The organism is Aeromonas sp. R6-2 (assembly GCF_040908155.1).
Classification (GTDB): Bacteria; Pseudomonadota; Gammaproteobacteria; order Enterobacterales; family Aeromonadaceae; genus Aeromonas; species Aeromonas schubertii.
Map to the genome: position 1 here is coordinate 1 of NZ_JBFODE010000047.1, position 14,982 is coordinate 14,982.

The 14,982-nt window shown below is 64.3% G+C and carries 12 protein-coding genes; 3 read left to right on the forward strand and 9 right to left on the reverse strand.

Translation table 11 applies throughout. The features are described from left to right. Positions 1–123: 123 nt before the first annotated feature. Together AB5Y48_RS12690 and cls are read right to left on the reverse strand one after the other, a co-directional pair. Entirely contained in the window at positions 124–1,389 is a 1,266-nt protein-coding gene (locus AB5Y48_RS12690; protein WP_368164682.1) for a DUF945 family protein, read from the reverse strand. A 66-nt stretch (positions 1,390–1,455) separates the two neighbouring features. Continuing rightward, positions 1,456–2,937, reverse strand: coding sequence for a cardiolipin synthase (gene cls, locus AB5Y48_RS12695; RefSeq protein WP_050664586.1), 1,482 nt, complete (start codon positions 2,935–2,937; stop codon positions 1,456–1,458). Positions 2,938–3,029: 92 nt separating this feature from the next. On the opposite strand from cls, the gene AB5Y48_RS12700 reads away from it, so the two are divergent. Further along, on the forward strand, positions 3,030–3,590 hold the full coding sequence (locus tag AB5Y48_RS12700; RefSeq protein ID WP_224159817.1) for a DUF1439 domain-containing protein: 561 nt from the start codon (positions 3,030–3,032) through the stop codon (positions 3,588–3,590). Between the two features lie 6 nt (positions 3,591–3,596). Here AB5Y48_RS12700 and AB5Y48_RS12705 read toward each other — a convergent pair whose 3' ends face one another. Further along, entirely contained in the window at positions 3,597–4,028 is a 432-nt protein-coding gene (locus AB5Y48_RS12705; protein ID WP_050664584.1) for a GNAT family N-acetyltransferase, read from the reverse strand. Positions 4,029–4,193: 165 nt separating this feature from the next. On the opposite strand from AB5Y48_RS12705, the gene AB5Y48_RS12710 reads away from it, so the two are divergent. Further along, complete coding sequence (locus AB5Y48_RS12710; RefSeq protein ID WP_368164684.1) at positions 4,194–4,946, forward strand: class III extradiol ring-cleavage dioxygenase; 753 nt, start codon at positions 4,194–4,196, stop codon at positions 4,944–4,946. Here AB5Y48_RS12710 and AB5Y48_RS12715 read toward each other — a convergent pair. Next, positions 4,943–5,692 (reverse strand): gamma-glutamyl-gamma-aminobutyrate hydrolase family protein, encoded by a 750-nt coding sequence (locus tag AB5Y48_RS12715; protein WP_368164713.1) that lies wholly within the window; start codon positions 5,690–5,692, stop codon positions 4,943–4,945. The genes AB5Y48_RS12710 and AB5Y48_RS12715 overlap by 4 nt on opposite strands. A gap of 501 nt (positions 5,693–6,193) precedes the next feature. Then, entirely contained in the window at positions 6,194–7,888 is a 1,695-nt protein-coding gene (locus AB5Y48_RS12720) for a pyridoxal-dependent decarboxylase (RefSeq protein ID WP_224162168.1), read from the reverse strand. Positions 7,889–8,331: 443 nt separating this feature from the next. On the opposite strand from AB5Y48_RS12720, the gene AB5Y48_RS12725 reads away from it, so the two are divergent. Beyond that, entirely contained in the window at positions 8,332–10,773 is a 2,442-nt protein-coding gene (locus AB5Y48_RS12725; protein ID WP_368164685.1) for a diguanylate cyclase, read from the forward strand. Here the strand turns inward: AB5Y48_RS12725 and AB5Y48_RS12730 are convergent. The 4 genes from AB5Y48_RS12730 to AB5Y48_RS12745 are packed head-to-tail and all read right to left on the reverse strand — an operon-like array spanning position 10,770 to position 14,968. Further along, entirely contained in the window at positions 10,770–11,969 is a 1,200-nt protein-coding gene (locus AB5Y48_RS12730; RefSeq protein WP_368164687.1) for an ABC transporter permease, read from the reverse strand. The two genes, AB5Y48_RS12725 and AB5Y48_RS12730, sit on opposite strands and share 4 nt — an antisense overlap. Further along, the gene (locus AB5Y48_RS12735) at positions 11,969–13,171 is read right to left on the reverse strand and encodes an ABC transporter permease (protein WP_368164688.1); all 1,203 of its coding nucleotides are present in this window, start codon (positions 13,169–13,171) and stop codon (positions 11,969–11,971) included. The genes AB5Y48_RS12730 and AB5Y48_RS12735 overlap by 1 nt, the downstream gene beginning before the upstream one ends. Further along, complete coding sequence (locus AB5Y48_RS12740) at positions 13,165–13,845, reverse strand: ABC transporter ATP-binding protein (RefSeq protein ID WP_060585157.1); 681 nt, start codon at positions 13,843–13,845, stop codon at positions 13,165–13,167. Before AB5Y48_RS12740 ends, AB5Y48_RS12735 begins: the two co-directional genes overlap by 7 nt. Beyond that, positions 13,838–14,968, reverse strand: a complete 1,131-nt coding sequence (locus AB5Y48_RS12745; RefSeq protein WP_368164690.1) for an efflux RND transporter periplasmic adaptor subunit — start codon at positions 14,966–14,968, stop codon at positions 13,838–13,840. Before AB5Y48_RS12745 ends, AB5Y48_RS12740 begins: the two co-directional genes overlap by 8 nt. Positions 14,969–14,982: the final 14 nt, after the last annotated feature.

The window sequence follows — 14,982 nt, forward strand, 5'->3', positions numbered from 1 at the left end:
AAGTTACCCCCGCTGCGTGAAGCCAAGACCGCAGAAGTACAGCGTAAAAAAATCCAATAAAAACAATGCCAGTCAGTCTTAACTGACTGGCATTACGCCCGGGGGCGCCTTTCTTGACGGTCTTTACATGGCCGGCAGGCCATTGATGGTCACCCTGCCCCGGGAGAGGATGACCTCGGCCTTCAAGGTATCACCGGCGGGCTTGAAGTAGCCCATGCCGGTCAGGTTGCGCAGCAGGGGGGCCGCCTGGGGCAGCGCCTCCCCCAACTTGCCCGACACGCTCGCATCAAACTGGCCGGAGAGGGCGCGCCATCCATCCACCCCGTTGGTCAACTGTGCCAGAGTGGTGGAGGAGAGCACCAGATTTCCCTTTATGGTCACCGGCTCACCATTGATACGGGCCGACAGACGATCCAGCTCCAGGGTCATCCCCCTGCCCAGCAGTTGATCGAGGGCCTGCTCCAGCTTGGCAGGATCCAGGTCGGCACCGTTGGCCTGCTGCAGGGCACGATACCCCTCCAGATCCATCCCCTTGAGGCGCATGGAGAGGATCCCCTCACTCAGGGCAATACTCTCCCCTTCCATCTCCAGATCGAGGCGCTCAAGACCGGTCTCGTACTGGCTGCCCAGAGTATCGGCATCGTCCCCCTCCAGCCGTGAGCTGGAGTGCAGGCCCCGAGCCTTCAGGGTGAACGCCTCCCCGGCCGACAGGGAGAGAGAGGCCACCTTGCCCTCACTGGCGGGAACCATGACAAGACCGGCAATCCTGTCGAGATCCGCACTGCCACTTGCCCCCTCCAGGGTCAGCTCGATGGGCTCGTCACTCTCCCGATAACGCAGCCCTTGCCAATCGAAGGTGAGGCGGCCACTGCCTTTCAGATCGCCGCTGAAGTTGAGGGTCAGAGGGTGCAACGCTATGCTGCTGCCCTGCTCGTCGAGTGTGACCTCGGGCATCGTCAGGCGACTGGCGTTGCGTCCATTCCAGTAGCTGGTCCTGCTCTCCAGAATGGGCTCCCACGCCTGTAGCCCCAGCTCCTTGAGCAGGGCAGCGAGATCCCCACGCTCCTTGTCGAGGGTCACCCGGGTGCGCCCATAGAGGGGAAAGATGGTCGTGCGGCTGTGAAGGTAGAGTCGCAGAGCCTTGTCATCGCCGGCCGGAGCTCCGAGGCTCTGCAACAACTCGGGAGAGAGGGTCAGAACCACGTCCCCGTCCCGTCGAAACAGACCCGACTCCGCCGGCAGCCACTCCAGTTGCAGGCCTGTCTCCTGGTGGATCTTGGCAAACTGCACAGGGATCTGCTCGTCGATCCGCTGCCCCGTATACCAACAACTGCCAGCCGCACCGGCCAGCAACAGCACGGCCACACCACCCGTCACCCTCTTTTTCATTCTTTTTCATCCTGTGATCAAACGACAGCAGGCACTCTACGAAGCGACAGGCGCGATGACAAGCACTCAAAGCAGGGGGCTAAAGAGGTAACAGAGATTTTCCATCATGCGCCGATACCAGCTGCGCCGGCGCCACTGGGCCAGATTCATGGGGCTCGCCTTCTCCATATAACCTTCGACCAGCTGGCGAAGCTGTCCGACGAAGGCCGGGTTGTCCACCAGCAGGGTCATCTCGAAGTTGAGCCAGAGGCTGCGCCGGTCGAGATTGACCGTACCGACCAGGGCAAAATCGCCATCCACCAGGACGCTCTTGGTATGCAGCAGGCCGGCATCATAGCGATAGATCTCCACACCAGACTCGAGAAGCTCCTCAAGGAAGGCATTCCCCGCATGGTGGGCGAGCCGGGAGTCGTTGCGATGGGGCAGGATAAGCTGCACCTGTACCCCTCGGTCGGCGGCCGAGCGCAAGGCGGCCGCCAGGGGATCGTCGGGCACGAAGTAGGGGGTCGTCAGCATGATGCGCTCCCTGGCCTGATAGATGGAGAGCAGCAGGATCTGCTGGATACAGTCCCCCCCCTCGAAGGGGCCGGAGGGGATGAGCTGGGTGCGCACATTGATAAGGGGCCAGGCCTCGGGCTGATGCTGCAGGCTGTCGAGCAGGCGCTCACCGCTCTCCATCTCCCAGTCCCACACGAACAGGGACCACATGAGGGGCACCATGGGCCCCTGAACCCTGAGCATGATATCGACCCACTGGCCCACCCCGGCATCTTGCTTGAAGAAACGCGGATCGACCATGTTCATGGAGCCGGTGTAGCCCACCTTGTCGTCGATCACCACCAGCTTGCGATGCATGCGCAAATCCTGGCGCTGGAAGGGGATGCGCCATGCCCCTACCGGCAATACCTCGATGAGACGAACCCCGGCCTCGCGAAAACGTCCGGGCCAGGGGGAGCGAAAGAAGGCCTTGCTCCCCACCGAGTCGAGCAGCACGCGACAATCCACGCCGCGTCGGGATGCCTCGATAAGCGCCTCGCCAACCTCGTCGGCCCAGCCTCCCGGATGCCAGATGTAGAACTCCAGATAGCACGACAGGGTCGACTGACGGATATCGCCGGCGATTTCACCCAGGATCCGCTCCGGGTGATCGAGCAGGGTCATGCGATTGCCCGAGAGCATGGGCATGCCGAGGCGCCCCTGCACCAGATCGTGCAGGGGCGCGGCTTTGTCACCCACCTGGCATCGATACTGGGGAAAGCGACCGGCCAGCTGACGGATCCAGACCGCATAAGGGGTGTACATGGTCTTGGCTCGCTCACCACGGCGGCGACCGAGACGGATCTCCCCAAACAGGATATAGAAACCGACCCCGGCAAAGGGAATGGCATAGATGAGGGAGAGCCAGGCCAGAGAGACCCCTATCGGGCGTCGTTTGAAGATCACTCGCAGGGAGACACCCGCCACGATGACCGTATGAAACAGCAGCAGCAACAGGCCTAAAAAATGGGTGACGAGATCGTGCAGCTCTTTTTCAACACCGTTGAACAAACTCGCTCCTTATATGGGACCAGAGAGAGGACGCAGAGCAGGCCACTGAAGCTGTGGTATGCTTTGCGCCCCCATACTATCAGGTTATTCATATGGTTCTCCAATCTCTGCTACTGAGCCTGGCCCTCCTGACACCAGGACAGAGTGAAGTCAGCGAACAGCAGCTGACCACCCTGCTCAATCAGAAGGGACAGATCGAACGACAGGTTCAGATGAAGGGGCTCTTCGATGCGCGCCTGCAACTGACCGAAGGGGAGGTCGAACTCGGCCGCCAGCAACCCGGCATGGCCAGGGTCACCGGCAGGGGCACCGCCACCATCACCATGGGCAACAAGCCCCCCGTCGATGCGCGCCTCTTTGTGACCCTGGATGGCAAACCCCGCTACGAGGCCCAAAGCCACGCTCTCTATCTGGACGAGGCCAGGGTAGTTGAATATCGAATGGAGCCCAAAGAGGCCCAGCAACAGTACGGCATCATGGTCAACCTGCTGCTACAGAGCCTGCAACAGCGGCTTCAGGGGCAACCGGTCTATCGCCTCGATGGCAAGGATGCCCGCACCCGCTGGTGGCGCGACAATCTGAACGGTATCGAGGTGCTGCCTGGCAAGCTGAAGCTGACGCTCAAGGAGACGGTGGGCAAGGAGAGAGGCTAAACGGGATCAGGCGGAGCAACGATGGCGGATCAGGGGTTCGACACAGTAGCCGAGCTCCACCTGACCGCTGACCCGGGAGCGCATGGGCTCGGGGAGTTGGGGGAGTTCACAACGCAAAAATCCGGCGCGCAGGTAAAAATCTCGCTCGAACGGGAGCACCTGACAGAGTACGGGACGATCCCCCAGAGTCTCGCAGGCATGCTGCAACAGCAGGGAGCCTATTCCCCTGTGCTGATAGTGGGGGAGCAGTTGCAGGCCGCAGAGGTGGTAGTAGCCCTCCTCGGCGCGCATACGCAGCACCCCCACCAGCCAGTGGGAATCCTTCGCAACGAAGATCCGCTCCGACAGATCCGGGTCGTAGCGGGAGAAGACCCGCTCGTAGAAGTCGCGGATGAGTGTCAGATCCGGATCGAAGAATTCTGAGAAGTGTAAATTCATCCTGATGGATGGGGCGTCCCTGGCCCACTCCTGAAATGGTGAACAGTTGTCCTCACAGATTAACCTGCAATCACCACTCTGTCAGCCCATCAATCACGTTGTGCTTCTCTGTTCTTCCGGTCGGGCTTATGCTCCGAGAAGCACTGCACGAAGAGGCCTGGCACCATGTCCTATCCCGCCCCCGTCTGGTTTATCTCCCACGGCTCACCGGATCTGGTGCTGCGTCGCCCGCCGGCCTGCGCCTTTCTCGAGACGGCGAGACTGGAGCGGGTCCAAGCCCTGGCGGTTCTCTCGGCGCACTGGTATAGCCAGGCGCCGCAGATAGGCTGCTCGTCCGGGCATGAACTGATGTACGACTTCTACGGTTTTCCCGACCCTCTCTACCAAATACGCTGGCCCGGGAAGAGCACCGACGCCTTGGTTGAGCGTGTTGCCGGTCTGCTCGATGCGCAGGTTTCCCCCCGCCCCTTCGATCACGGAGTCTGGTCTCCCCTCTCCCTGATGGATCCGCAGGGAAAGATACCCCTGCTGCAGATATCCCTCCCCGAGCCGTGGTCACCGGCGGCCCTGTGGGCACTGGGTGAGCGCCTCTCGATGCTGCGTCACGAAGGGATAGGGATAGTGGCATCCGGCTCCCTGACCCACAATCTGGGCGCCCTGAAGTGGCGTGGGGGCGAGCCGGATCCCTGGGCCAGCCACTTCATCGACTGGCTGGAAGCGAAGCTGCAAGACCACGATAAAGGAGCACTGCTGGAGTACCGCGCTCAGGCCCCCCATGCGGTGCTCGCGCACCCGGTGGACGATCACCTCAGACCCCTCTTCGTCGCACTGGGTGCAGCGGGAGAGGCGCCATGGACCCGGCTGCACGAGAGCTGGGATCTGGGCAACCTCTATATGGGATGCTATCGCTGGGGTTAGCTCACGGCCTCCAGTCTGGGCTTGCGCTGCACGGTGCGGGCACGACACGCCTCACCAAATGCCTTGAAGAGACGGATCGAGTAGGGATTCTCGCTGGCCTTCCACTCCGGGTGCCACTGCACCCCCAACACGAAGGCCCCTCCCTTCATTCCCACCGCCTCGACCAGACCATCCTCCGCATAGGCCAGAGGGTGTAACCCCTCGCCCAGACGGCATAGCCCCTGGCCATGCAGTGAGTTCACCATGATGGTATCGCTGCCGAGCACCTGGCGCAGCCACTCTCCCTCGACCAGGGTGATGGCGTGGCTCTCGCCATACTGCTCGTCCACCGAAGCCGTGCTGTCCTCCCGGTGATCCTCATACTCCTTTTCGCTGTAGACCTTCTGATAGAGATCGCCGCCCAGGGCAACGTTGAGCTCCTGCATGCCACGGCAGATGCCAAAGATGGGCAGCCCACGAGCCAGAGCGCCGTGGATGAGGGCGATATCGACCCTGTCCCTCTCCTGATCCTGCTGCTTCTCCGGCGTCAGATTCTCCTGGCCATAAAGCCCAGGATCGATGTTGGAGCCGGCGCCGGTCAGATAGAGGCCATCGGCCATATCCAGATAGTGATCCAGATCATCCACGCCACAGCAGGTGGGCACCAGTAGCGGCACACAGCCGGACTGCTCCACCAGGGGCAGGATGTACTTGTGCGTCATTACCTGATAGTCGTGACCGGCACGGGCCTGGCTGCCCATGGTCATCAATACGGTCGGCTTGCGCTTGCCCTGTCCCTGGGGTCTGGCATGGGCGAGCTGACCATGTGAGGAGAGTGGGAGAGTGTTTGGCATAAATCACCTGCATTTCCCTGTCAGTAGTCTGGTTCGCGCCGACCCGGACACTCCCGCCCGGGCTGCCATGTGACAGATGGCCTGGCGATGGCGCGACGCGATCCGATGGGAGCGCGCTTATCTCCAGTCTGCCTTGGCCGTTTAATATATCAACCCCTTTCACTACATTTTTTTAACATCACAATAAAGGGATGCTATCAAACACCCATTTTAAAGGGCTGTAGCCTATTGTCTGAAAACAGATCAACCCTGGGTGATTAAAATGCTAAACATTGGAATGAATATGCTGCCAAGGGATACCGATGAGGCTCGTCGTGAGTGATGAGCACACTGAGCCGGTAGCGCCTCCCTCGGCCCGATATGATTACCCGGTCAGGGATAAAGAAGGCGAGCCCGGCTCGCCTTCTCTTCTGCTTATCCCCTGATATGGTCGATAAAGGCATCGATCTGTGCCCGGGTGCAGGCGGGGTTCATAAACACCGCCTTCTCCCCGGCGATGTAAGAGTAACGTCCGCGCTCGTCGTAGTCGGAGCGGGCCGCCGCCTCCACCCAGTTGGTGAAGAGCCCCACCTTGCCACGCCCCTTGAACAGGCTGCGGTGCCAATCGGTATTACGGGCCAGACGAGCCCGGTAGGCGGGGTCGTTGGAGCGGGCCAGCTCGAAGGCGAACTCGGCCTCCGGATCGCTGACCCACTCGGGGTTGTAGATCTTGAAGCCCACGCTCGGCCCCTGGTTCTCCTGGGCCACCAGCTTGACGTTGCCAAGCTGGCTCAGGCGAAAGCGGAAGTAGTTGGCATTTTGCAGGCAGTGGGCCAGCACGATGCGATACCCCTCGACCCCCATGTAGTTAAGCGCCGCGTAGGCACCAAACAGACCGCTCGCCCCGCGAGAGCACTCTATGGTGGACTGCAAGTGGGTGTGGCCCTGGATGTCGCGCTCAAAATAGGAGAAGTTCTCCGGGTCGTTCTCCATCGCCTTGAGATCGTCCTGTTCTTTTATCATCACCAGGCTGGAGGTGTAGGGCACATAGCCCCACTTCTGGAAGTCGACGGTGAACGAATCGGCGAATTTCAGCTCGGCAAAGCGTGCCACGTTGCGCTCAATCCCGGCCAGGGTGGCGGCGTTGATGGCCAGCGGGTTGGCGGCGAAATCGTAACCCAGGAAGAAGATCATCGACCAGCCGATAGCCGCGTCCACGTGGATATGGGGCTTGACCGCCACCTCGAAGCGCTCGCACAGGCGATCGCGCAGCTCGACCACGGGTTTCACCCGATCCACCCCGAAGGTGTCGGTGGTGCCCATGGTGAGCATGATGGTCGGCACCACATGCTTCAGGGCAAAACAGGCGGTCAGGGTGCGCTCGAGATCGGCCAGATCGATGTCGTTGTTCTCGCCCACCTGGATACGGATGGTCTTGTTGTCGATGTCCACCCCGAGCAGGGAGAGGTTGGTGATGTTGGAGTAGTGGCCGCCCTGGGAGTTGATGATGCGGTAGTCCTGATAGTGGCCGAGCCCCTTGTGCTTGGCCTCGGGCAGGCTCTTGCGAATGCCGAGCAGGTAGCCGTAGAGGTTACAGAAGGTCCCCCCCTGGGTGAAGATGCCGGTGGCGCGCTCCGGGTCATAGCCCGCCAACAGGGCGATTTGGCGCACTACCTTCTTCTCCAGCTCCTCGGCCACCCCGGCATACTCCGAGTAGACCAGGTTGGGGTTGGCGAGGATGCCCATCTGGGCACCATAGATGGCGGGATCCGCCGGCATGGTGACCACGTTCTCGACGCTGGAGGGATTCTCCCAGTCCTTGGAGAGGGCGCCGGCGAAGATCAGCTCGTCAAGAGGCGTTCTCGGATCGCGCATGGCGGCCGGCACCGGCATGGTCTCACACAGATCGGCGAGGCGGGCTTGGCCATCCGGCCAGGCGTTGAGGCGCTCCGACGGGGCCAGGGCACGGGCACGAAAGGCATTGAGGGCGGCAAAACCGGGTTCACGATAGACGGGCCAGAGATCGGGGTCACGAGAGAAGTAGTTGGCCTTGACCGAGGCAAAGAGACGGGAGAAACCGGGGGAAACGGCGTTCACCGCTTCGTCTTGCAGATAGAGTAAATGATGCATTGTTATGATGTTCCAGCTTTCGGGTAGCGCAGTTATACGCCTCAGGCCCCTCGACTTAACACCGACAATTCCTCATGGCTTCCCCTAGTTTTTGTTATCCGAATCATCCATTCCATAACAGGGATGGCAAAAATAACAAAACCATCAATAACATGACAGCGCCAAGTATTGACGCATAAAAGCACTAAACGAAGATTAATTCACCTCTTTAAGGGCTCCATTTAAGACAAGTTTGATTAAAATACCGACCATGCGATCTCCGTACGAAACTCACTCATAGCCCATCGAAGCCATAAAAAACAAACTAGCACTATTTATTGTGACCAACGACCCAAAAATAGCATCTTCTTTCCCTGTTAAAGGGCCGGGGTGCAGAGATTTATTGCAGGCAACCGCAATTTGATTGACCTTATAACAAGGCCGGCTTCGACGAGAGAGGCAGTATGACGCTGGGCAACTCCATCGTGTTTTCCACCACTGCGGGAGAAGCCATTGCGCGGCTGCTACTCCTGCTCTCCTTGCTTTTCTCACCGGCAGCGTTCCCCCTCGAGCGGGTAACAGTCCAGCTCAAATGGCACCATCAGTTCCAGTTTGCCGGCCTCTATGCCGCCCAGTTCCAGGGCTTTTATAAAGCGGCTGGGCTGGATGTGACCCTCAAGGAGGCCCCCCCCTCCACCGACGTGGTCGCCCTGGTGCTCAGCGGTCAGGCCAACTACGGCATCGGTGGCAGCGATCTGCTGCGAGCCCGCGCCGCAGGCCAGCCAGTGGTGGCCCTGGCGGCCATCTTCCAACACTCCCCCATGACGCTGTTGACCCTGGAGCGCGACGATCTGCAGCAGCTTAAGGATCTGGCGGGCAAACGGCTGATGCTGGAGCCCCATGGGGAAGAGCTCACCGCCATGCTGCTGCGAAACCGGGTGACCCCGGCCAGCCAGCAGCCCCACACCCAGGATCTGACCCCCCTGCTGGATGGCAGGGTGGATGCCATGAGCGCCTACAGCACCGACGAGCCTTACCAACTCACGGCCCTCGGCATCCCCTATCGCCTCTTCACGCCACGGGATGCGGGGATCGACTTCTACGGGGATGTGCTCTTCACCACAGACAAGGAGCTGGCACTCCACCCAAAGCGGGTGCACGCCTTTCGCGAGGCAACCCTCAAGGGGTGGCGTTACGCCCTCGATAACCCCGATCGGGTGATCGACTGGCTGCTGGCCAATCACCCCAGCAGCTTCGGCCGCGCCGCGCTGGAGTTTGAGGCTCGCGAGACCGGAAAGTTGATGGAGCCCGAGGTGATAGAGCCCGGCTATATGCAGCCGGAGCGATGGCGGGCCATCGGTGAGACTTACCGCAGCCTGGGCCTCATCACGGCGATCCCCGATCTGACCCGCTTTCTCTATGATCCGGCGGCTCGCCAGTTCAGACTGCAAGCCATGGCGTTCGATCGCACCCTCGCCATCGGCATCCTTATCGCCATCCTGCTGGGCCTGACCCTGATCATCTTCTGCCATCTCTACCTGCGCCTTAAGCGGGAGAGCCGCCAACGCCAGCGCCTCACCGGTGAACTGGCCGAGCGAGAGCAGCACTACCGCTTCGTGACCGAGAACAGTGCCGACGTGATCTGGACCATGGACGTGGCCACCCTGCGCTTTACCTATATCAGTCCGGCCATCCGTCACCTGCTGGAGCTGACCCCGGGCGAGGCGATGGCCCTCCCCCTGCAGCAACTGATGACAGACGGCTCCCTGCTGGATCTGCAGAAACGACTGCAAGAAGCCCTGGTGGCCTGGGATCAGGGGGCCTATCGACAGACTCGCCAGCTGCTGCGACTCGCCCTCTACCACAGGCGAGGCCACCTGGTCACCACAGAGGTCACCACCACCCTGCACGGGGATCAGAGAGGGCGCCCTCACGCCATATTGGGCGTGACCCGCGATATCAGCGAGCGCATCGAGCACGAAGAGATGATGCAGCGCCTCGCCTTTCACGATCAGCTCACCAACCTGCCCAATCGACGGCTGCTGCAGCGCAGGCTGGGTGAGGCGCTGACCCGGGGAGAGCCCCTGGCCATCGTGTTTATCGATCTCGATCACTTCAAACCCATCAACGACACCCTGGGCCATGAGGTGGGGGATGCCCTGTTGGTGCTGGTGGCCGAGCGCATGCTCGATACGGTACGGGCCCAGGATCTGGTGGCCCGCCTCGGCGGTGATGAATTCGTCATGCTGTTGCCTGGCATGGGGGATGAGGCCCTCTCCCTGGCCGACACCCTGCATCACAATCTCGCCATCCCCTTCCACATGGCCAGTGGCGAGACTCTCCACATCTCCAGCAGCATAGGGGTCGCCCTCTATCCCGAGCACGGCAAGAGTGCCCGCGAGCTGATGCACCATGCGGATCAGGCCATGTATCAGGCCAAGCGCAATGGTCGTGGCCGGGTCGCCCTCTACAGCCAGGCTCTGGATCCCAACCAGGAGACCCTGAACTGGAGTGCCAGCCAGGAGTGTGGCCACCCTCGTCTGGATGCCGAGCACCGCCAGCTGTTGGTCCTCACCAACCGGCTGCTGGAGCGGGCCCAGGAGCGTGAACAGAGCCCGGCCCCCTTCCTCGAGGCGCTGCGTGCCCTGGTCGAGGCCACTCGCCACCATTTCGCCTACGAGGAAGAGGTGCTGAGCCACCTCGGTTACCGGGATCTGGCCGATCACCATCAGGCCCACCAGGAGCTGCTCCTGGAGGCCGAGAGACTGCTCGCGGCGGCGCGCAGCGGTGAGCTGGGGGGAGATCAGTTACTCAACTTCGTTATTCAGGATCTGGTCGTTGGCCATATGAGCCAGTGCGATCGTCGCTACTTCTCTCTGGTGCGCAGCCTGCGCCGCGGGCCCTAGTCACCGCGCAGGGCCACGACGGGGTCGAGGCGCACCGCCCTGAGGGCCGGCGCCACCCCGGCGAGCAGCCCCACCAGGGCGCTGCCCGCCAGCGCCAGCAGCAGATAGAGGGGGTGCAGCGCCAACGGCAGGGCCGGCAGCAACCAGCCGGTCAGCAGGCTGGCCCCAAACAGCAGCAGGAGCCCGAGTAGCCCCCCCGCCAGGGCCAGCACCATGGCCTCGAGCAAAAACAGGGTGAGAATTTGGCGGCGCGGACTGCCGAGGGCCATCAGCAGGCCAATCTCGGGAACTCGCTCCTGCTGGCTGATGCTCATGATGCTGAAGATGCCGACCGCCCCGATGAGCAGCGACACCACCCCGAGCCCACCGATGGCGAGCTTCACCATCGCCAGTATCTTGTCGAGGCTCGCCAGCATCTCCTGCTGGGAGAGCAGGGTGAAATCCTCCGCCCCGTGGCGGGCGATGAGCAGGTGTCGCACCCGCTCCAGCACCACGGACTCGAGTTCTCCAGCCCCGTAGACGAGGTCTATCTCCTGCAGCCCCTCCCGGTTGAACAGGGCCTGGGCGTGGGCCGCCGGCACATAGATCATGTCGTCGAGATCGAAGCCGAGGAACTGCCCCTTGGGGGCCAGCACCCCCACCACCCGAAAGCGCCGATCGCCGGCCCGGATCAGACTCCCCGCCGCGCCGCCGCGGGGGAACAGCTCGGCCGCCACCCTGGCCCCCAGTACCGTCAGGGCGCGCGGCATGGCCCCCTGCTCGGCCGGCAGGAAGCGCCCCTCGGCCAGGGTCAGGCGCCAGCCGGCCAGCGCCGCCGAGCCGGTACCCAGGATGGCGGTGCTGCGGGTCAGCCCCTGGCTGCGCACCTCCCCCTGCCCCTGCACCACAGGCAGCACCGACTCCACCCCGGGCAGGCGAGCCAGGGCCTCGGCGTCCAGCAACAGCAGCGGCCGGCTGCTCGAGAGCAGACCCGGGGGACCACCGCCGGTCTGGGTCTTGCCCGGGGTGACCGCCACCAGCCGGGTGCCAAACTGGGCGAAGCTCCCTTGCAGGTAGAGGCGCAGCCCCTCGCCGATGCCGGTGAGCAGGGTGACGGCGGCGATGCCGATGGCGATGCCGAGCGCCGAGAGCAGGCTGCGGCTGCCGGCGGCCCCAAGGGCGCGCCACAGCCAGGCCATCAGATCCCCGGCGCGCATCAGGCCCCCCACTGGCCGCTGCGCAGGCTGCCGACCGGCTCCTGACGCGCCGCCCGGCTGGCCGGCAGCCAGCTGAAAAAGAGCCCCACCGCGATCGCCGCCGGCAGGCTTATCAGGGGCGCCGGCCAGGGCACCGCCAGGGGGAAGGCGGGCCAGAGCGCACCGCCCAGCGCCACCAGCAGGTAACCGAGCGCAACCCCGAGCAGGCCGCCGCCCCCGGCGAGCAGCAGCGCCTCCCACAGAAACAGCCGGCGAATGGTGGCGCCGTCCGCCCCCAACGCCTTGAGCAGGCCTATCTCGCCGGTGCGCTGGCGGGTGCTGATGAGAGCCAGGTTCATCATCATGATGCCCGACACCAGCAGGCTGATGGCGCCGATGCCGGCCACCGCCAGGGTCAGGGTGGCGAGGATGGAGGAGAAGGCCGCCAGCATGGCGTCACGCCGCACCAGGGTGACGTCCAGGGTGCCGTGACGCGCCTGCATCAGCCGCTCGAGGCGTGCCGTCAGCGCGTCCAGCCCCTGACCGGCCAGGGGCTGGATCACCAGGCGAAACAGCCCCTCGGTGTTGAACTGGGTGAGGGAGCGCTCGACCGGGATGAGGGCCGTCTCGGCGAGATCCATGCCGAGGTTGCTGCTCTGGCTGATAAAGCGCCCCACCACCCGGTAGCGGCGCCCGTCGAGACGCACCCAGAGCCCCACCGGATCCCGCTCGCCGAACAGCTCGCGCGAGAGCGTGGCCCCGAGCAGGATCACCGGCGGGCTGCCCGCCGGCAGCCAGCGGCCGGAGGTGAGAGTCAGGCCGTGGGTCTCGCGCAGCCCGTTGCGGGTGCCAAGCACCATGGCGCTGCGCAGCCGCCCGCCGGCGGCCACCTCGGCGGTGCCGAGCACCAAGGGCACCAGGCGAAGTGCCGGTTCGCGCCGGGCGAGAAAGTCCACGTCCTCCAATGTGATGCCCCGCAGGCTGTTGCCGGTCAGGGGCGGTAGGCCACCCCGGGTCTCCTTGCGGCCGGGGAACATCACCAGCAGATCCTTGCCGAGGCTGGCAAACTCCGCCGCCACGTAGCGCCGCGCCCCCTCCCCCAGGGCCGTGAGCAGCAGCACCGAGGCGACGCTCAGGCTCACCGCCGCGATCAGGGTCAGGGCGCGGCCGCGATGGCGCAGCAGGGCGGTGGCGGCGAAGGCGATGGCATCGCGTCCTAGCATGGGGACTCCAGCCGGCCGTCGTTCATGGAGATGCGCCGCCCCGCCCGCGCCCCGAGCCGCTCGTCGTGGGTCACCACCACCAGGGTCACCCCGCGCTCGCGGTTGAGGCGCTCGAGCAGGGCGATCACCTCCTCCCCCGAGCGGGAATCCAGGTTGCCGGTCGGCTCATCGGCGAGCAGCAGGCGCGGCCGGGTCACCATGGCCCGGGCGATGGCCACCCGTTGGCGCTGGCCGCCGGAGAGCTCGGCAGGCCTGTGGTCGGCGCGCTCGCCGAGCCCAAGCTCGGCAAGCAGAGCCGCCACCCGGGCCGTTCGCTCGGCGGGGGCCATCCCGGCCAGCATCAGGGGCAGGGCCACGTTCTCGAAGGCTGTAAGGCGCGGCACCAGATGAAACGACTGGAACACGAAGCCGATGGCCTGACCGCGCAGACGGGCGAGCTCGGGCTCGGTCAGGCGGGCGGTGCGCGCCCCCTCGAGCCAGTACTCCCCCTCGTCGGGCCGATCCAGCAGCCCCAGCACGTTGAGCAGGGTCGACTTGCCCGAGCCCGAGGGCCCCATCACCGCCAGGTACTCCCCCGCCTCGATGGCGAGGCTTACCCCATTGAGGGCCAGCACCTCGCTGCCTCCCAGATTGAAGCGCCGGCACACCCCCTCGAGGCGAATGAGCTCACTCATGGGCGCCCTCGGGGCGGTAGGGCCCCTCCCCCTTGATGAGGGCGGGCTGGGCGGCGAGCCTGTCCCCCTCGGCCAGCCCCGAAATCACCTCAACCCAGTTCCAGCTCTCGAGCCCCCATTCCGGGGTGAGGCGCACCAGGCGATCCCCTTCCAGGCGCAGCACGCTGCCATCCTCGGCCCGGGCGCTGGCGGGGATGCGCAGGGTCCTGGTGGCGCGCCCCGTGGTCACCTCGAGATCGGCGCTGTAGCCCACCAGCAGGGGGGCGCCAGTGAGCGTCTCCTCGATGGCCGCCTCTACCTCCACGGTGCGGGCCTGCTTCTCGAGCTCCTTCACATAAGGGGCGATGCGGGTGATCCTGGCCGCCAGCTCGCGCCCGGGCATGGCGTCGAGCAGTACCCTGGCCGGCTGGCCGAGGCGCAGGCGGGCGGCGTCCACCTCGTCGATGGGGGCAGAGACATAGAGACAGGTATCGTCGATGAGATCGATGACGGGGGGCATGGCGACCCCGGGGGGCGAGGGGGTCATGTATTCGCCGAGCTTGCTGTTGACCTCGGCCACTACCCCGTCGAAGGGGGCAAGCAGGGTGCGCTCGGCCAGGCGCGCCTGCACCTGCGCCACCTGGGCGGCATCCACCCCCAGCTGATCGCGGGCCCCCTGGCAGGCGAGGCGGCGACTGTCGGCCAGATTCTGGGCCTGCTCGGCCAGGGTGCGCGAGGTGAGATTCTTGGCCAACAGGGTGGCCAGGCGCGCCGCCTCGCGCCGGTAAAATTCGGCCTCGGTGCAGCTGCGCGTGCGCTCGGTGCGCCCGAGAATGGCCTGGGCGCGGGCACGGGCGAGCTCGGCCTCGAGATCGCCACGCCACAGGCGCAGCAGCAGCTGCCCCTGCTTGACCCTCTCCCCCGCCTGCACCGCCACCTCGCTCACCACGCCGCCGCCCGGCAGGCTCAGGCCGGAGCGGCGACACGACTTGATGGTACCGGCCCGGGTGTTGACGACCGTGACCCGCACCTCGCCGCGCTCCACGCTCACCAGCGGGACAGGCGCCGCCACCGGGCGCAGCCACCAGGCCAGGGCGAGGGTCGCCAGCACGGCGCCCCCGCCTCCCCACCACCATTTTCTCATGGCTGTCTCCCCAT